Here is an 18,973-nt window from a genome sequence, read left to right as displayed (position 1 = left end):
ATCACGTTCCGCGCCGCTTGACGCTCCCACGCTCACGCCGTCCCTCCCGTGCTCGACATCGGCTCGCGCACCCGGAGCTTCGTCTGGATCGGCAGCACCAGCGTGAACGCGCTCCCTCGACCCGGCTCGCTGTCCACGAACACGCGGCCTCGATGCGCGCGCATCACATGTTGCACGATCGCAAGCCCGAGCCCCGACCCCTCTTGCTGTCGTGCAAGGAGATCATCGACCCGGTAGAATTTTTCGAAGATACGCTTGTGCTCTCGCCGCGCGATCCCTTTGCCGTTGTCGCGCACCGTGATCATCACCTCGTCGAGCTTCCGCTCCACCGCGAGGTCGATCTTCCGCGGCTGCCCTCCGTACTTGTAGGCGTTCGAGAGCAGGTTCACGATCGAGATCACCACGGCCGCGCGGTCGCACCACACGCGCGGCAGGTCCGGCTCGACGTGCAGCGAGAGCTCCACGTGGCGTTGCTCTCGCGTGGGTTCGAACGCGGCGATCGCCTCCTCCACCACCTTCGCCACGTCCTGCTCGCAGAGATCGTAGACCCGCCGCCCGCTCTCCATCCTCCCCCAGTCGAGCAGCCGATCGATGAGCTGCTGCAGCCGCGCGCTCTCCTTGTTGAGCGCCAGGATGCATCGATCCTCGCTCTCCTTGTCCCCGCGCCGCAGCACCAGCGTCTCGGTGAACATCCGGATCGACGTCAGCGGCGTCCGCAGCTCGTGTGACACCTTCGACACGAAGTCGGCTTGCAGCTCCGAGAGATCTCGCTCTCGCCGCAGGAACACCCAGACCAGGATCACGCCGGTCACCAGCGCGCTCGAGAACGTGAGCACCAGGATCCCGATCAGGATGTTGTACCGCGCCTCGCCGAGCACCACGAGCGACGCGCCGACCGCCGACAGCAGCACCGACGGGACGATGACGAGCGAGACCAGCAGCTTGACGATGCGCCGGTATCCGAGCGTCGTGAAGTCGCGTGCCCTGCCCATGCCGCGCAAGGTAGCGCGCGCCCCGCGCCCTGGGGAGTCGCCTCGTTTCACGTCTTCCATCCCGTGCACTTCTTTGAGATATGCTCCGCTCGTGGAGACTTTGGTTGAGCTCATCGCCAGGAAGCGCGACGGCGGCCGCCTCTCGGACGACCAGATCGAGCGCCTCGTCCGCGCCCTCGGGACGGGCGAGCTCGCCGATTACCAGATGAGCGCCCTCTGCATGGCGATCTTTTTCCGCGGCATGGATGACGCCGAGACCGTCGCCCTCACCCGCGCCATGCTCCACTCCGGCGACGTCCTCGACCTCTCCTCCGTCCCCGGCGTCAAGGTCGACAAACACTCCACCGGCGGCGTCGGCGACAAGGTCTCCTTGTGCCTCGCGCCCCTCGTCGCGGCCTGCGGCGTCCCCGTCCCCATGGTCAGCGGCCGCGGCCTCGGGCATACCGGCGGCACCCTCGACAAACTCGAGGCCATCCCGGGCTTCGACGTCTCGCTCGACACCGACACCTTCGCGCGGGTCGTCCGCGACGTCGGCGCTTGCATGATCGGACAAACCGGCCGCATCGCGCCCGCGGACAAGCGTATCTACGCGCTGCGCGACGTGACGGCCACGGTCGAGTCGATCCCGCTCATCGTCGCCAGCATCCTCTCGAAGAAGCTCGCCGAGGGCATCGACGCGCTCGTGCTCGACGTCAAGGTTGGCCGCGGCGCGTTCATGAAGACCGAGCGTGACGCGCGCGCGCTCGCCGAGGCCCTCGTCCGGGTCGGCAAGGCCTCGGGCAAGCGCGTCGTCGCGCTCCTGACCGACATGAGCACCGTCCTCGGCCGCACCGTCGGCAACGCCATCGAGACACGCGAGGCCATCGACGTCCTCCACGGCGGCGGGCCGGACGATCTCGTCGAGTGCACCCTCGCCCTCGGCGCCGAGATGCTCGTCCTCGGCGACGCCGCTTCGACCGTCGACGAGGCGCGCGCAAAACTCCGCGACGCGATCACGAGCGGGCGCGGCGCGCGTGTCTTCGAGCGCATGATCGAGGCGCAGGGTGGTGATCCCGGCGTCGTCGAGGATCCTCTCCGTTTGCCGCGTGCTCCCGAGACCGTCCTCGTCCCTTGCGAGGCGGACGGCTTCGTCGTCGCGATCGATCCTCTCGAGATCGGCCTCGCGGCCGTCGCCATGGGCGCGGGCCGCACCCGCGTCGATCAGCAGGTCGATCATGCCGTCGGCATCGAGATCCTCGCGCCGCGTGGGGCCGGCGTGCGTCGGGGTGAGCCCCTCGCGCGCCTCCACGTCCGCACGGCCGCGGCCGCCGAGGCCGTCGCGGAGCGCGTGCAGAGCGCCTTCCGCGTCAGCTCCACGCCCGAGGCTTCACCGCCGCTGCTGCTCGGTCGGATCGTTTGACGCCGACATCGCCGAGCGCGCGCCCGCCGACAAACCCTCGTTCGTCCAGGAAAACTGGTCTACCAGGACCACCGGATCCGAGGCGGACAGAGGATCCACCTTCCCGAGCACCCACGCGTCCGTGCCGCTCCCGTCGCGCCGGACCCTGAGCCGCACGAAGTGCTTGTACCCGGGGTGCGCCAGCGCCGCGAAGGCCTGGTGTTGCTCGATCCCGAACACCGTCAGCGCCGTCAGGTACGCGCCGAAGATCAGCGTCGCCACGTACACCGAGACCGCGAAGACCAGCCACGGCCTCGCGCCGAAGAGGTGGGGCGCGTCGAAGAGGCCACCTGCCGCGGCGAACGCCGTCCGCGCGAGCAGCGGCACGAACCCGATCACGAGCCCCGCGACCGCCGCCAGCATGTACACCGCGATCGATCGGTTCCGGAAGCCGGCGAGCAGCCTGCACACGAAGCCCGCGAGCGCCGCGGTCGCCAGCATCACGACCATCGGCGGCGCGCCTCCCCAGCGCACGGCGGAGAACGCCGGCACGTAGAGCAGCGCGGCCGCCGCGTGCACCAGAAACCCGCTCCGCCCGTGCACGATCTGCCACGGGATCTGCAGCGCCAGCGCGAGCGACGCCTTCGGCCCCGGGAACTCCGCCGCGGGCGCCGGCAGCCCTTGCCGCATGATCCGCGCCGGATGCAAGAACGCGCCGCCGCCGCCGGCCGTCACGTGGGTCGTTCGCCCGATCTGCTCGCGGCAATAGTGGTGCGTGTCGCCCGTCAACACGAGCACGCCGTCGTCTTCGAGCCGCAGATCCAGCGCGTCGACGATGTGCTGCCCGGCCGGGTTCGGCTCGAGGAACGCGTTCGCCGGGTCCGCCATCGTCAACACGACGCCGTGGTTCTCCTGCCGGAGCGACGCGAAGAACGCGCGTTGTTCGAAGTCCACCGCGCGGAGCTGCCGATCCGCGCCCCACAGGTCGAGCCCCGGCGCGAGCCTGAGCGCGAAATAACTCGCGTCCTGCACCGGCACGTAGCCGTCGAGCGGCAGCGTCGATCGTTTGCTCACATAACGACCGATCCGGAACGCCTCCACCCACTGGATGAAGTGGCCGATCTGCGCGAACCGCACGACCTCGTTCGGCGCCGACGTCCCCGCGAGATCCACCGTCCCGCGCCGCTCGCGGAACATGCGCCCGAAGCCGTCGAGCCCTGCGTACCAGTCGTGGTTGCCCGGGATTCCCAGCAGCACCCGGGGTTTGCCGTCCCGGACCTCCTCCAGCACGCGCGAGAACGGGACGATCACGCGGTTGTGGATCTCGAGCTCCGTCGCCACCGGATAGGCCGTGTCTCCGCCGAAGAGCAGGACGTCTCCGCGCGGCAAGGTCAGCCTCTTTTCCGGGTCTCGTGGATCGGGGACCTCGTACGTCGTGAACACGAGCCGCGCGACCTCCTGGCTCACGGAGACGCAGTCGCCCGTGTCTGCGAGGAAATCGATCCACACGTCGCGCTCGAGCGCCTCGGTGAGCGTCGGCGCGCCTTGCCGACCGCCCAGCACGGCGGCGGCTTTTCGCGTCAGTGTGTCGGGGTTGCTCGGTCGCATCCACGCGCGGCTGTCGATGTCTTCCGTCGCGATGACGCTCGCCGCGAGGTGCCAGAGGTGCCCCCAGAACGATCGGGCCCCGAACCACGCGATCGCGTGCGGATAGCGGCCTCCGCGCGTGAAGAGCAGCTTTGGAACGTCGGGAGGAGTCGGCGCGGGCTTCTGGGGCGGGGGACGGACCGGCGAGGGAGCAGACATCGGCACTTTTTTTGTCTTGCCATCAGGCCGTGGATACGGATCAAAGTCGAATGCCGGGGCCACTCGCCCCGCGCGGCCGGACCTTGAGCCGGGCGACCAGGAATGCGAGGATCGCCGAGAAAGGTCGATCTTCGCCACTAGGTAAGGAGAGCAGGATGAGACAGGGAGTGCTCCTCGCGGCGGCCGTGGCGCTCGCGGGTGCAATCGGCTGCGGCGGGGGTGAGGCGAAAAACGAAGGTACCTCGCCCGAGGCGAAGTCGAGCGCCGCGGCTGTCACGCCGCCTGCGGCGTCTGCGGCCCCCGTGGTCGCGTCGGCCGCCCCCGCGCCGAGCGCCGAGGCCCCGAAGCCCGAGAACAGCGCCGCGAGCGCCCCCGTGGAGCCTTCCGCGACGGCGTCGGCGGTCGCGGCGGCCTCTGCGGCTCCCGCGGCCGGCTCGGCGGCGCCTGCGGCGAGCGCGGCGGCGGGTCCGAAGACGTTCGATTGTGGCGCCAAGGGCCAGAAGCCCTGCCCGATGCAGGGCTGGATGAAGACGGTCATGGCCTCGTCGACCTCGAGCGGCGACCTGACGAAGATCGCCAACAACCTGGCCTACATCGCGGGCAAGTCGCCGCCCGGCATGGGGAGCTGGGCCGCCATCTCGAACGAGGGCGTGGCCAAGGCGAAGGCCGGCGACCTCGACGGCGCGAAGGCCTCCTGCAAGAAGTGCCACGATCTTTACAAGGAAAAGTACAAGCAGACGATGCGCGATCGCCCCTGGTGATCGCCGGAGCGGGGCCACGCGCGGGCGTGGCCCTCGACGAAAAAGCCCACGCGTCCCGATTTCGCGGGAGCGTGGGCTTTTTCATTGTGGGGTTGTCCCGCCTGCTCAGCCCGGGTTGGCGGCGAAGCAGCAGCGGAAGCCGGTGTCGAAGAACTGGAAGTTCTGATCGACGGTGTAGAAGGTGAAGTCGGACTGAGCGCCGGACTCTGCCTGCGTGTTGAAGGCGCCGCCGAGGAGGGGGTACTGGTTGCTCCCGCTCTTCGTGATCTCGCGGAGGTTACCGGTCATGTCGAAGAGCTGGGCATTGGTTTGTCCGGTCCAATCGACCCAGCAATTCTTGAGGTTCACGGTGTCGCCGGTGACGAGCAGGCCGTCCTGGATGCCGGCCTCTCCGGGGTCGAAGTCGTAGGAGAAGCCGAGGTTGCAGTACTTGACGTTGGGCACGTGGGCCGTTTTGCAGGCGGAGAGCGGCGCGTAGCCCCAGAGGCAAGCGTCGGGCGCCGGGAGACGCGCGGCGGCTTGCCAGTCGGCGGTGGTGCAGATGGTGCCGCCGGCGGCGGCGCAGACCTGCTCGACCTCGCGCGGGGTGATGTTGAACCAGGGGATCTTGCCTTGCACGGAGCAGGCCGGGGTCTTGTCGAGCGTGGAGCCCGTGGGCGCGCTGCTCCAGTAGCCATTGCCGGTGCCGGGGACGAGGTTCGTCGCGTTGGGCCGGCTGGCCTCGAAGGTCGAGATCCACTTGTTTTGCGCGCCGATCTTGGTGACGGCGGGCTTGACGTAGAACGTGGCGTTGTTGCCCTTTGCGCTGTAGGGCTCGTCGGCGACGCCGTCGCAATCGTTGTCGAGGCCGTCGCACTTCTCCTCGCAGCCGCCGGGCAGGCTCGAGCAGTTGGCCGGCGTGGCGCTGCATTTGATGGCCGTGGGGCCATCACAGACGTAGGTGCCCTGTGTGCGGCAGGCGCCGTGCCCGGGCGGGGGCAAGCCGTCGTCGGAGTTGCAGGGCTTGTTCCAGTTGGCGACGTTCTCGTTCTGTACGCCGTCGCAATCGTTGTCGAGGGAGTCGCAGATCTCCGGGGTGCCGGTGCAATAGCTGGGTGCCTGTCCGGTGCAGACGCCTGCGGGGAAGGTGCATTTCCATGCGCCCATCTGGCAGGCGACGGCGACGTTGGTGGTGCACTCGGGCTTTGTGGCCGAGGGGCTGACGCCGCAGACCTGCGTGGGCGAGGGGGCGATGACGTTCTCGTCGATCTGGCCGTTGCAGTTGTCGTCGAGGCCGTTGCACGTCTCCTGGGCGGAGATGAAGTCGCAATCGTACTCGCAGGTCTGGTTGCCGTCGATGTCGTAATACCCCGGCTCGCAGCCCTGGAACTGGCAAGCGCCCGCGACGCAGGCCCAGGTGGAGTGGACGGCGCCGGTGTAGCAGCTCTTGCCGCACATGCCGCAGTTGTTGACGTCGGTCTGCAGGTTGGGCTGGTTTGTCAGTGCACCGTCGCAGTTCGCGTCGATGTTGCAGCCGTCCTGGGTGCCCGGGGCCGGGGTGACGGAGCCCTGACACACGATGGCGCCGCCGACGCAGGCCTTGGCGCCGGCCATGCAAGGCGAGGTCGCGCCCGCCGGGGGCATGGGCGGGACGTTGCATGCGCCGACGGAGTCGGGAGGCGGGTTGTTGCCGGTCTTGTCGATCTGGCCGTCGCAATCGTTGTCCTCGCCGTCGCACATCTCCGGCTTTGGATCGATCTGTCCGACGCAGACGAGGGCGCCGTTCTGGCATTGCTGCGTGCCGAAGGCGCAGGGGAAGATGTTGCTGACGCCGCAGGCCATTCCGGCGTCGGTGGGGCTGTCGTCGACGACGCCGTCACAATCGTCGTCGAGGCCGTTGCAGAGCTCGGGGCTCTGGTTCTCGACGAGGACGTCGGGCCCCGCGCAGACGATCTTGTTGCCCTGGCAGATGGTCTTGCCGAGGTGCGCGGGAGTCGCGCAGATGCCGTTGGGATCGCCGAAACAATCGACGCCGATCTGTGCGTCGCCCGAGAGGTCGTCTGCGTCGTCGATCTTGCCGTCACAGTCGTTGTCGAGGCTGTCGCCGCAGATCTCGACGCCGCCGTTGGTGATGTTGCACTGGTACTCGCAGCCCGTGGCGTAGGACTTGTCGAGGTCGTAGAAGCCCGGCTCGCAGGCCTGGATCACGCATTGCGTGTTGCTGTCGTTGCAAGCCTGCCCGGGCTCGGCCGTGTTGGTGCATGCCGGCGTGCCGTGGAGGACGACGCAGGTGCGCCCGCACTTTCCGCAATCGGTGGTGCTGGTGCAGAGGTCGACGTCCTCGTCCTTGACGCCGTCGCAGTCGTCGTCCTTGTTGTTGCAGAGCGAGTCGTCTGCGCCGCCGGAGACGCAATAGTACTCGCATCCCGGCGAGGTGGGGTCGAGGTCGTAATAATCGGGGGCGCACTGCCCGGTGCAGGTGCCCGGTGATTGTCCCGGCTCAGCGCTCGGGGTGCAGCCGATGGTGTCCGGGTCGGTGTTGAGGAGGATCTGGTAGCAGTTGTTGTCGCAGGTGCCGCAGGCCTCCGGGGTGCTCCAGTCGGGGAGGTCGTCGACCATGCCATTGCAGTCGTCGTCCTTGCCGTTGCACCGCTCGACGCCGGAGTCGGACGGGACGCACATGCCGCCGCCCGAGCCGCCGTCGCCGCCGACGCCGCCGTCGCCGCCATTGCCGCCACAACCGAAGAGGCAGCCGCCTTCGCCGCCGGCGCCGCCGGAGCCCGAGGCGCTCGACGAGGTGGCGGAGCCGGATTCACAATCGGACCAGCAAAACGCTTCGGTGGTGCAACCCGCGGAGCCCGCGGCGAGGACGAGCCCCGCCGCGGCCGCGAGCCAGCCGAGTTTGGAAGAGAAGCTCATCACGCAACCTCCACGTTGCGCGCCGAACGACGCCGACGAAGGAAGGCCAAGGGCAAACCGAGGAGCGCGAGCCAGCCCGCCGAGGAGCGAGAATCGCCGGCCGCCTTGCAAGAGCAACCGCCGCCGCCCGTGGGTAGGCCCCAGTTGCCCCTGTCGGGGGCGCCTGCCGAGCCGCCGGCGCCGGGGGCCACGCCGCCCGCGCCGCCCGAGCCCGGATCGCCGCCGCCGCTGCCCGGGCCCATGCCGCCCGCGCCACCCGCGCCGCCCTGGCCCATGGGCTCGACGCATTCACCCGGGCTGCAAGCGACGCCCGGCGGGCATTCCGCCTGGCAAATCTGCCCCTCGGGGCAAACCACGCCCTCGCAGGGGCAATTGCCGCAGGCGCCCGTGACCGGGTTGCAGCAGCCGCCGTTCGGGCAGGTGCCAGCGCACTGGTTCTGCACGCACGTCGGCGGGGTCTGCGCGAGGTCGCAGTATTGATCGGCGCCGCAGGCCGGCTCGCAGGCGGGCACGCAAGCGCCCTCCTTGCAGGCCTGGCCCGACGGGCATTCCACGTTCGCGCAGGTCGGGACGCACGTGAACGTCGTGAAATCGGCGCTCGGGTTGCAGACCTGGTCGGCCGGGCAGCTATCCGGCTTGCAGGGGTTGTCCAGGCACGAGCCGAGGTTGCAGACCTTGTTGCAGCCGTTGCAAGGCACGTTGTAGCAGTTGTCCACCACGCACTTGCCCGCGTTCGGCCCGTAGGCCGTGCAGACCTCGCCGCTCGCGCAGCTCACGCCGTCGCACGGATCCTTGCAGCCCGCCTGGCCCTTGCAGACACACACGGGCGGCTTGTTGCAGTTCGCGTCGGCCGGCGTATCGGCGGGCGCGCAGAGGATGTTGCCGTTCGCGTCCTTGATCGTCCTCTGCTCGCAATCGATGCAGGGCTCCGACACGCAGTAGAAGCCGAGCTCCTGGCCCGTCGAGCTCTCCGTCACGTTCTGGCATTGCTGGCCGGGCGGGCACGGATATTCCTTGCCCGGGTTGCACGGGCTCGCGCACGAGCACGTGCCCGCGCTGCCCTTCACGCACTCCTTGCCCGTGCTGCACAGGGCCAGGCCGTTGTTCGGGTTGTCGTTCTGGCCGTCGCAGTCGTTGTCGAGGCAATCGCAGACCTCGAGGATCGGCGTCGTCTCGCCCGTGCAGACGAACCCGCCGTTCACGCAGGCGAACGCGCCCTGCTTGCACTCGCCCGTCTCGATGCCGCACGCCTCGCCGATGCTGCCGACGGGCATGGGCTGCGGGTTCATCGAGCCGTCGACGCCGTCCGGGCCGGGGCCGCTCTCGTCGACCGTACCGTCGCAGTCGTTGTCGATGCCGTCGCAGACCTCGGCCTGCGGAGCGACGCCGCCGAGGCACTCGACGCCGGCCGCGCCGTTGCAGAGCAGCTCGCCCGGCGTGCACGGCAAGGCGCTGCGATCACCGGGGAACTTCATGGGGTCGTACGCCGGCGTGCAAGGGCCGCCCGAGGGGATGCCGTTGTCGATATCGCCGTCGCAATCGTTGTCCAGGCCGTCGCAGACCTCGGAGACCGGGCCGACGTCATTCCCGCAATCGAGCACGCCCGCGTTGCACGAGAGCGTACCCATCACGCACTCGCCCGTGTCGGTGCCGCACGGCGCGCCGACCTGCGGCAGGCTGCCGTCGTCGAGCATGCCGTTGCAGTTGTTGTCGAGCCCGTCGCAGACCTCGGGGCTCGGGGGCTTCGGGTTCGAGCAGACCCACTTCTGCGCGCCCTGGCAGACGAGCTTGCCCGTGTTGCAGGGCGCCATGAGGGTGCCCGTGCCCGTGCAGGTCCCGCCGGCCGGCGGGCACCAGGTCAGGTTGCCGAACGTGCAGCAATTGCCGGGCTCCGTCCAGCAGCCGTTCATGCCGGCGGCCGGCGCGTCCGCGAGCGGCGTCTCGTCGACCGAGCCGTCGCAATCGTTGTCCGTGCCGTCGCAGACCTCGGGCCCCGGCTGTACGCCGCCCTGGCAGACGAGCGCGCCATTGACGCAGGCCGTGGTGCCCGTCGAGCACGGGGGCTGGTTGTTGCCGCAGGGCGTGCCGACGCCGAAGGGGTTGTCGTCGACGACGCCGTCGCAATCGTTGTCGATGCCGTCGCAGACCTCCGCGCTTGGCCCGATGAAGCCTTGGCACGTGCCATTGCAGGGCTGCGTGCCCCTCTTGCACTGGCTGTTCGGGCCGTAGTTCAGGCCCGCCGGCGTGCCGACGGGCACGCACTGGGTCGGCGGAACGCCGTCGTCCGTGGTGCCGTCGCAGTCGTTGTCGAGGCCGTCGCAGACCTCGGTCTGCGGGCTGTTCGTGCAAGCGTTGAAGCCACCGTTCGCGACGCAGGCGCCGGGCAACATCACGGGCTGCGCGGTCTTGCAGGTCAGCGTGCCCGCGCAGTTCGGCGGGCTCGGCAGGCCACATGCGGCGCTCGGCGCGTCGTTGTCTGCGATGCCGTCGCAGTCGTTGTCGCAGCCGTCGCAGATCTCCGGCGACGGGACGCACGGCATGACGCAGACGCCGCCCTCGTCCGTTTGTCCGTCGCAGTCGTCGTCCTGACCGTTGCAGGTCTCCGCCTTCGGACAATGCGCGGGGCTGCCGCACTTCGTCACGCCCTCGTCGACGGTGTTCGCCGGGGTGCCGTCGAACGCGGGCCCGGGATCGCAGTTGTTGTCGACGTTGTCGCAGCTCTCCTTCGGGTTGTAGCAGAGCCACGTGGCCGGCTGCGTCGCCTGCGTGGGCGTCGTACACGGCAGCTTCGTGAGGTCACCGCCCGGGTTCTGCGCGGTGATCGTGCTCTGGTACGTCGAGAGGCACGTCGTGCGCTGGGCCTGCGTCGACCACGCGCAGCACGTCTGCGCCTGGTTGCAGTAATGGGCGAAGCCCTCGTCCGTGCAGCCGTTGCAGTTGTTGTCGGCGTTGTCGCACGTCTCGGGCTGGACGGCGGCCGCGATGATCTTCGCGAGCTCCGTCGAGAGTGTCGTCTCGTCCGTCGCGGGCTTCGCCGTCCCCGTGCCGCCGGCCATCGCGAGCGCGTTGTTGGCCGAGGCGGAGGTCGCGAAATTGACGACGTGCGTCTTGACCGACCAGTGGATGCCTCCGCGCGTGAAACCGGTGAGCAGATCCGCGGCCGCGTCCACCCCGTCCGCGCCATTCACGTCATCACACGATTCGACGCCGTCCGTGATGAGGATGGTATTGACGACGCGGCAGGGACGCTCGCCGGACTGCGCGATCGGCGACTCGAAGGAGGGGTCACCGGAGTTGGGCCTCGCCCAGGAGTCCGAGAGGTACCGGTAGGCGTCGCGCAGGATGCCGTTCAGCGGCGTCCCGCCTTCGGCCCAGAGCTCGTAGCTGAGCGGCCGCGTCGGGTGCGGCGAGCAGTCGTTGTCGACCCACTTGAGCAGCTCCGGGACGTTCGAGGCCTCGAGCGGCGGCAGGTAGAAGTTGTCGCGCTGCATCGGGACGAGGATCTCGGCGCCCCGCCGTTCCGAGGAGAACGGCTGTTCGGTGGGCTCGAGCCCGCAGCCGCCCGAGAAGCCCGACCAGGTGCAGTTGCCGTTCCCATCACCCTCTCCGGTCCCTGCGTCGCCGCAGAAGGCCGTGCACCCCGAGGCCGTGCCGCGCAGGAACGCGGCGAGCCCGAAGTTCACCTGCCCGCCGAAGGCAAAGAACATCTTTCGCAGGGCACACTTGGCGTGATCGATGCGGGAGCTGCCCCAGCCGCAGGAGCTCTGCACGCCGTTCGCGACGTTCAAGGTCATCGACCCCGAGGTGTCGAAGAGGATCAAGAAGTACGGCTTCGCCGACGACGGCCAGTCCTTCGGATCCGCGCTCAGACACGCGGTCGGCTCCTGGGCGGACGCGTCGGGCGTCGTGAGCGACGACGCGACCACGAGGGCCGCGCCAGTGAGGACCGTCGCGATAGCAACTTTGCGACGGCGGAGGCCAGAAAAGAGGAGGGTCCTGTTCATGTTCTCGTGGTCCAGTCCTCGCCGGGCGTCGTCATGTCGCGACGAGGGCCGGGGCGAAGGAAAGTAGGAACGGGACGAACGCGGATCTTGCAAAGGATGTTTGTCTCGACGTACGGGTTCCGCAGCGCACCCGGCGGGGGTGGTCGGACGAGAGACCGCCCGATCCCGACCGTCGAGGACGATGAGGCTCGTCTAGCCTACAGGACTTCGTGCGAGGCGTAAACTGTCTTGACCAGCGACGCCATGTGTGCGGAACTCATCGGGATTTTGGCGGTGGCAGGCTCCGGCCCCCGTCCCGCCCGGGCCCCTCCCGCGCGCTCGGGACGAACGGAGGGAGGGGGGCTCAGCCCGGGTTGGCGGCGAAGCAGCAGCGGAAGCCGGTGTCGAAGAACTGGAAGTTCTGATCGACGGTGTAGAAGGTGAAGTCGGACTGAGCGCCGGACTCTGCCTGCGTGTTGAAGGCGCCGCCGAGGAGGGGGTACTGGTTGCTCCCGCTCTTCGTGATCTCGCGGAGGTTACCGGTCATGTCGAAGAGCTGGGCATTGGTTTGTCCGGTCCAATCGACCCAGCAATTCTTGAGGTTCACGGTGTCGCCGGTGACGAGCAGGCCGTCCTGGATGCCGGCCTCTCCGGGGTCGAAGTCGTAGGAGAAGCCGAGGTTGCAGTACTTGACGTTGGGCACGTGGGCCGTTTTGCAGGCGGAGAGCGGCGCGTAGCCCCAGAGGCAAGCGTCGGGCGCCGGGAGACGCGCGGCGGCTTGCCAGTCGGCGGTGGTGCAGATGGTGCCGCCGGCGGCGGCGCAGACCTGCTCGACCTCGCGCGGGGTGATGTTGAACCAGGGGATCTTGCCTTGCACGGAGCAGGCCGGGGTCTTGTCGAGCGTGGAGCCCGTGGGCGCGCTGCTCCAGTAGCCATTGCCGGTGCCGGGGACGAGGTTCGTCGCGTTGGGCCGGCTGGCCTCGAAGGTCGAGATCCACTTGTTTTGCGCGCCGATCTTGGTGACGGCGGGCTTGACGTAGAACGTGGCGTTGTTGCCCTTTGCGCTGTAGGGCTCGTCGGCGACGCCGTCGCAATCGTTGTCGAGGCCGTCGCACTTCTCCTCGCAGCCGCCGGGCAGGCTCGAGCAGTTGGCCGGCGTGGCGCTGCATTTGATGGCCGTGGGGCCATCACAGACGTAGGTGCCCTGTGTGCGGCAGGCGCCGTGCCCGGGCGGGGGCAAGCCGTCGTCGGAGTTGCAGGGCTTGTTCCAGTTGGCGACGTTCTCGTTCTGTACGCCGTCGCAATCGTTGTCGAGGGAGTCGCAGATCTCCGGGGTGCCGGTGCAATAGCTGGGTGCCTGTCCGGTGCAGACGCCTGCGGGGAAGGTGCATTTCCATGCGCCCATCTGGCAGGCGACGGCGACGTTGGTGGTGCACTCGGGCTTTGTGGCCGAGGGGCTGACGCCGCAGACCTGCGTGGGCGAGGGGGCGATGACGTTCTCGTCGATCTGGCCGTTGCAGTTGTCGTCGAGGCCGTTGCACGTCTCCTGGGCGGAGATGAAGTCGCAATCGTACTCGCAGGTCTGGTTGCCGTCGATGTCGTAATACCCCGGCTCGCAGCCCTGGAACTGGCAAGCGCCCGCGACGCAGGCCCAGGTGGAGTGGACGGCGCCGGTGTAGCAGCTCTTGCCGCACATGCCGCAGTTGTTGACGTCGGTCTGCAGGTTGGGCTGGTTTGTCAGTGCACCGTCGCAGTTCGCGTCGATGTTGCAGCCGTCCTGGGTGCCCGGGGCCGGGGTGACGGAGCCCTGACACACGATGGCGCCGCCGACGCAGGCCTTGGCGCCGGCCATGCAAGGCGAGGTCGCGCCCGCCGGGGGCATGGGCGGGACGTTGCATGCGCCGACGGAGTCGGGAGGCGGGTTGTTGCCGGTCTTGTCGATCTGGCCGTCGCAATCGTTGTCCTCGCCGTCGCACATCTCCGGCTTTGGATCGATCTGTCCGACGCAGACGAGGGCGCCGTTCTGGCATTGCTGCGTGCCGAAGGCGCAGGGGAAGATGTTGCTGACGCCGCAGGCCATTCCGGCGTCGGTGGGGCTGTCGTCGACGACGCCGTCACAATCGTCGTCGAGGCCGTTGCAGAGCTCGGGGCTCTGGTTCTCGACGAGGACGTCGGGCCCCGCGCAGACGATCTTGTTGCCCTGGCAGATGGTCTTGCCGAGGTGCGCGGGAGTCGCGCAGATGCCGTTGGGATCGCCGAAACAATCGACGCCGATCTGTGCGTCGCCCGAGAGGTCGTCTGCGTCGTCGATCTTGCCGTCACAGTCGTTGTCGAGGCTGTCGCCGCAGATCTCGACGCCGCCGTTGGTGATGTTGCACTGGTACTCGCAGCCCGTGGCGTAGGACTTGTCGAGGTCGTAGAAGCCCGGCTCGCAGGCCTGGATCACGCATTGCGTGTTGCTGTCGTTGCAAGCCTGCCCGGGCTCGGCCGTGTTGGTGCATGCCGGCGTGCCGTGGAGGACGACGCAGGTGCGCCCGCACTTTCCGCAATCGGTGGTGCTGGTGCAGAGGTCGACGTCCTCGTCCTTGACGCCGTCGCAGTCGTCGTCCTTGTTGTTGCAGAGCGAGTCGTCTGCGCCGCCGGAGACGCAATAGTACTCGCATCCCGGCGAGGTGGGGTCGAGGTCGTAATAATCGGGGGCGCACTGCCCGGTGCAGGTGCCCGGTGATTGTCCCGGCTCAGCGCTCGGGGTGCAGCCGATGGTGTCCGGGTCGGTGTTGAGGAGGATCTGGTAGCAGTTGTTGTCGCAGGTGCCGCAGGCCTCCGGGGTGCTCCAGTCGGGGAGGTCGTCGACCATGCCATTGCAGTCGTCGTCCTTGCCGTTGCACCGCTCGACGCCGGAGTCGGACGGGACGCACATGCCGCCGCCCGAGCCGCCGTCGCCGCCGACGCCGCCGTCGCCGCCATTGCCGCCACAACCGAAGAGGCAGCCGCCTTCGCCGCCGGCGCCGCCGGAGCCCGAGGCGCTCGACGAGGTGGCGGAGCCGGATTCACAATCGGACCAGCAAAACGCTTCGGTGGTGCAACCCGCGGAACCCGCGACGAGGACGAGCCCCGCCGCGGCCGCGAGCCAGCCGAGTTTGGAAGAAAAGCTCATCACGCAACCTCCACGTTGCGCGCCGAACGACGCCGACGAAGGAAGGCCAAGGGCAAACCGAGGAGCGCGAGCCAGCCAGCCGAGGAGCGAGAATCGCCGGCCGCCTTGCAAGAGCAACCGCCGCCGCCCGTGGGCAGGCCCCAGTTGCCCCTGTCGGGATCACCACCCGCGCCGCCCGCGCCACCCGCATTGCTACCCGCGCCCGTGCCGCCGCCGCCGCCGCCCGAGCCCACGCCCGTCCCGGTGCCCGGGCCGGGGCCCGCCGGATCGACGCACTCGCCGACATTACAGACCTGTCCGCTCGGGCAAAGGACACCCTCGCACGGGTCGTTTCCGCAAACACCCGTGAGCGGGTCGCACGTGCCGCCATTCGCGCAGGGCCCGGCGCACTTGTCCGGGACGCACGCCGGCGGCGTCTGGCTGGTGTCGCAGGCCTGGCTGCCGCCGCAGGCCGGATCGCAGGTCGGCACGCACGCGCCGTCCTCGCACGCCGTGCCGGCCGCGCAATCGACGCCCGCGCAGGTCGGGACGCACGTGTACGTCGTGAAATCGGCGCTCGGCTTGCAGGCCTGATCGGCCGGGCAGCTCTCGGGCTTGCAGGGGTTGTCCAGGCACGAGCCGAGGTTGCAGACCTTGTTGCAGCCCGTGCAAGGCACGTTGTAGCAGTTGTCCACCACGCACTTGCCGAGGTTCGGCCCGGCGTTCGCGCAGACCTCGCCGGGACCGCAGGTGACGCCGTCGCACGCGTCCTTGCAGCCCGCCTGGCCCTTGCAGACGCACACGGGCGGCCTGTTGCAATTCGCGTCGGCGGGCGTATCCGCGGGCGCGCAGATCACGTTGCCGGCCGCGTCCTTGACCGTCTTCACCGAGCAATCGCCGCAGTTGTCGGGCACGCAATAGACCCCGAGCGGCTCGCCGGTCTCGCTCTTCGTGACCTCCTCGCATTTCTGGCCGGGCGGGCAGGGGAACTCGCCGCCCTTGCAGGGCGAGGCGCAGGCGCAGGCGCCGCCGCTCTTCACGCACTCCTTGCCGGTGCTGCACAGCTTCGGCTTGCCCGGATCCTGCTCGTCCGTGGTGCCGTCGCAGTCGTTGTCGAGGCAATCGCAGCCCTCGTCCGTGGACGCCGTGCCGCCGGCGCACGTGACCTGCCCATTGACGCAGGCATACTTGCCCTCCGCGCAGACGCCGACGTTCAAGCCGCAAGGATCGCCGATGTTCACGGCCGGCGGCGGGGCCGGGTTCGCCGAGCCGTCGATGCCGTCGGGCCCGGGGCCGCTCTCGTCGACCTTGCCGTCGCAATCGTTGTCGAGGCCGTCGCAGACCTCGGGCGAGGGGCCGACGCCGCCCGCGCACGCCGCGCCGCCCATCCCGTCACATTGCAAGATGCCCGGCTGGCAAGGCGCCGAGCTGCGATCACCCGGGTACAGCGTGGTGTCGTACGCGACCACGCACACGCCGCCCGCCTGGACGCCGTTGTCGATCGTGCCGTCGCAGTCGTTGTCCTTGCCGTCACAGAGCTCCTGCGTGGGGCCGATGTCGCCCACACAATCGAGCACGCCGGCCGCACAGGCGAGCGCGCCGGACTGGCATTCACCCGTATCGCTGCCGCAGGGATCGCCGACCTGGGAGATGCTCCCGTCGTCGACCAGACCATTGCAGTCGTTGTCGAGGCCGTCGCAGGCCTCGGGCGTGGGCGGGTTCGGCGTCGCGCAGACCCATTTTTGCAGGCCCTGGCAGACGAGCTTGCCGGTGTTGCAGGGCGCCGTGAGGCCGCCCGTGCCATTGCAGCTCGCGCCGGGCGGCGGGCACCATTTCAGGTCGCCGAACGTGCAGCACTCGCCCGGCTCCGTCCAGCAGCCGTTTTGCCCGCCCATGGGCGCGTCCGCGAGCGGCGTCTCGTCGACCGAGCCGTCGCAGTCGTTGTCCACGCCGTCGCAGACCTCGGCGCCCGGCTGCGTTCCGCCCTGACAGACGAGCGCGCCGTTCACGCAGGCCGTGAGGCCCGTCGTGCACGGGGGCTGGTTCACGCCGCAGGGCGTGTTCACGCCGAACGGGCTCTCGTCAACCTGCCCGTCGCAGTCGTTGTCGACGCCGTCGCAGATCTCGGCGCTCGGCCCCACGAAGCCCGAGCAGACGCTCGATCCGCAGGGCTGCGTGCCCTTCTTGCACTGGCTGTTCGGGCCGTAGTTCAGGCCCGGCGGCGTGCCGACGGGCACGCACTCGGCCGCCGCGACGCCGTCGTCCGGGATGCCGTCGCAGTCGTTGTCGATGCCGTCACACGTCTCGGGGAGCGGGTTGTTCTGGCAGGTGTTGTACCCGCCGCTCGGGACACACGTGCCGACGGGCACGTTCTGCGGCGGCTTGCACGAGAGCGTGCCCGCGCAGTTCGCCGGGGTCGTGAGGCCGCAGGGGATCGGGGCGATCCCGTCGTCCGCGATGCCGTTGCAGTCGTTGTCGCAGCCGTCGCAGACCTCGGGCGAAGGCACGCAGAAACAAGCGTCACCGAGGCCGTCGTCGACCAGGCCGTCGCAGTCGTCGTCCTCGCCGTTGCAGACCTCGGCGGTGGGGCAATGCAGCGGGTTGCCGCAGCGGAAGACGCCCTCGTCGACCGTGTTCGCGGGGTTTCCGTCGATCGTGACGTCGGGATCGCAGTTGTTGTCGACGTCGTCGCAGCTCTCCTTCGGGTTGAAGCAGAGCCAGCTCGCCGGGTCCTGCTGCTCGGCCGCCGTCGTGCACGGCAGCTTCGTGAGATCACCGTCGGGATCGGCCGGGGAGATCGTGGCCTGGTACGTCGAGAGGCACGCCGCGCGTTCGGCCTGCGTCGCCCACGCGCAGCAGGTTTGTCCCTTGTTGCAGTAGTGGACGAAGCCCTCGTCGGTGCAGCCGTTGCAGTTGTCGTCGGTGTTGTTGCAGCTCTCGGGCTTGATCGCGCCGGCGATGATGTTCGCGAGCGACTGGGCGAGCTGCACCTCGTTCGCCGCCGATTGCGCCGTCCCCGTGCCGCCGGCCGCGGCGATCGCGCCGGCGTCGACGAGCGTCGTGTCGCCGAAGGCGATCACGTGTGTCCTCACGCTCCAGTGGATCCCGCCCTTCGTGAAGCCCGCGAGCAGATCCGCGGCCGCGTCCACGGCGTCCGCCTGCGTGTCGCAGGTCTCGTCGCCGTCGGTCACGAGGATGACGTTCACCGAGCGGCAAGGCCGCTCGCCGGCCGCGAGGCTCGCGAGCGGCGAGAGGTAGGTCTGCGAGCCGGGATAGTTCCCGACCCATTGATCCGCGAGGTACCGATGGATGTCCCGGAGGACGCCGTTCAGCGGCGTGTTGCCGCTCGCGAAGAGCTCCTTGCTGTTCGTGCAGTCGTTGTCGACCCAGGCGAGCAGCTCCGTGAGGTTCGTCGGGACCAGCGGCGGCGCGTAGTGGTTGTCGACGAGCATCGGCACGAGGATGTTCCCACCCTGGCGACACGCGGAGTTCGGCAAGCCGCACGCGGGCTCCGGGCCGCACCCGAGGGGGCCGTCATTCACCGTGTAATCACTGCCGACGCAGCCCGTGTAGCAGGTCGAGCTCGAGCAGAGTCGGTGGCGCTTCGCGAACGACGCGAGGCCGAAGTTCACCTGCCCCGCGAACGCCTGGAACGTGTTCTTCACGGCGCAACGGCCATGACCGAGGCGGTTGTTGGGGTAGTTGCACGAGTTGTTCGACGCGACCGAGTTCGTCATCGAGCCGGACGAGTCGAACGCGACCATGAAGTACGGCTTCGACGGCGCCGGCCAGACCGATGGATCAAACGACAAACACGCGGCAGGCTCCGCGCCCGCGGGGCTCGCGGCCGCGAGCCCAGCGCAGAGCAGGCCTCCGCCCACGAAGGCCTTCACCCGCACCGAGCGCTGTTGAAGAAGTGCAAGAACGCTGCTGAACATCGTGTCCTGTCCCCGCTGGCCCGCGTCATGCGCTCCCTGCACCTCCCCGGGGAACCGGGTGAACTGCAGAGCACGCACGCA

General features: G+C 69.1%; 8 protein-coding genes. 2 read left to right on the top strand and 6 right to left on the bottom strand.

What is annotated here, in order from left to right; genetic code table 11:
• Window positions 1-32: 32 nt before the first annotated feature.
• On the bottom strand, window positions 33-992 hold the full coding sequence (locus GF068_RS07545) for a sensor histidine kinase (RefSeq protein WP_153818647.1): 960 nt from the start codon (window positions 990-992) through the stop codon (window positions 33-35).
• A gap of 91 nt (window positions 993-1,083) precedes the next feature.
• Here GF068_RS07545 and GF068_RS07540 point away from each other — a divergent pair, with 91 nt between their 5' ends.
• Complete coding sequence (locus GF068_RS07540; protein WP_338046272.1) at window positions 1,084-2,391, top strand: thymidine phosphorylase; 1,308 nt, start codon at window positions 1,084-1,086, stop codon at window positions 2,389-2,391.
• On the opposite strand, the gene GF068_RS07535 is transcribed toward GF068_RS07540, so the two are convergent.
• On the bottom strand, window positions 2,359-4,176 hold the full coding sequence (locus GF068_RS07535; protein ID WP_153818646.1) for a hypothetical protein: 1,818 nt from the start codon (window positions 4,174-4,176) through the stop codon (window positions 2,359-2,361). The two genes, GF068_RS07540 and GF068_RS07535, sit on opposite strands and share 33 nt — an antisense overlap.
• 155 nt (window positions 4,177-4,331) lie before the next feature.
• On the opposite strand from GF068_RS07535, the gene GF068_RS44895 reads away from it, so the two are divergent.
• The gene (locus tag GF068_RS44895; protein WP_240806726.1) at window positions 4,332-4,937 is read left to right on the top strand and encodes a hypothetical protein; all 606 of its coding nucleotides are present in this window, start codon (window positions 4,332-4,334) and stop codon (window positions 4,935-4,937) included.
• A gap of 105 nt (window positions 4,938-5,042) precedes the next feature.
• Here GF068_RS44895 and GF068_RS07525 read toward each other — a convergent pair whose 3' ends face one another.
• The 4 genes from GF068_RS07525 to GF068_RS07510 all read right to left on the bottom strand — a co-directional run bounded on the left by GF068_RS07525 (window position 5,043) and on the right by GF068_RS07510 (window position 18,970).
• A complete protein-coding gene (locus tag GF068_RS07525) occupies window positions 5,043-7,835 on the bottom strand; it encodes a MopE-related protein (protein ID WP_153818645.1) in 2,793 nt (930 codons plus the stop codon).
• The gene (locus GF068_RS07520) at window positions 7,835-11,839 is read right to left on the bottom strand and encodes a MopE-related protein (protein ID WP_153818644.1); all 4,005 of its coding nucleotides are present in this window, start codon (window positions 11,837-11,839) and stop codon (window positions 7,835-7,837) included. The genes GF068_RS07525 and GF068_RS07520 overlap by 1 nt, the downstream gene beginning before the upstream one ends.
• 343 nt (window positions 11,840-12,182) lie before the next feature.
• Window positions 12,183-14,975, bottom strand: a complete 2,793-nt coding sequence (locus GF068_RS07515; protein WP_153818643.1) for a MopE-related protein — start codon at window positions 14,973-14,975, stop codon at window positions 12,183-12,185.
• Window positions 14,975-18,970, bottom strand: a complete 3,996-nt coding sequence (locus GF068_RS07510) for a MopE-related protein (RefSeq protein WP_153818642.1) — start codon at window positions 18,968-18,970, stop codon at window positions 14,975-14,977. The genes GF068_RS07515 and GF068_RS07510 overlap by 1 nt, the downstream gene beginning before the upstream one ends.
• Window positions 18,971-18,973: the final 3 nt, after the last annotated feature.

It is taken from the genome of Polyangium spumosum, assembly GCF_009649845.1.
Lineage (GTDB): Bacteria > Myxococcota_A > Polyangia > Polyangiales > Polyangiaceae > Polyangium > Polyangium spumosum.
This window is presented reverse-complemented; position numbering and strand designations above follow the sequence as displayed.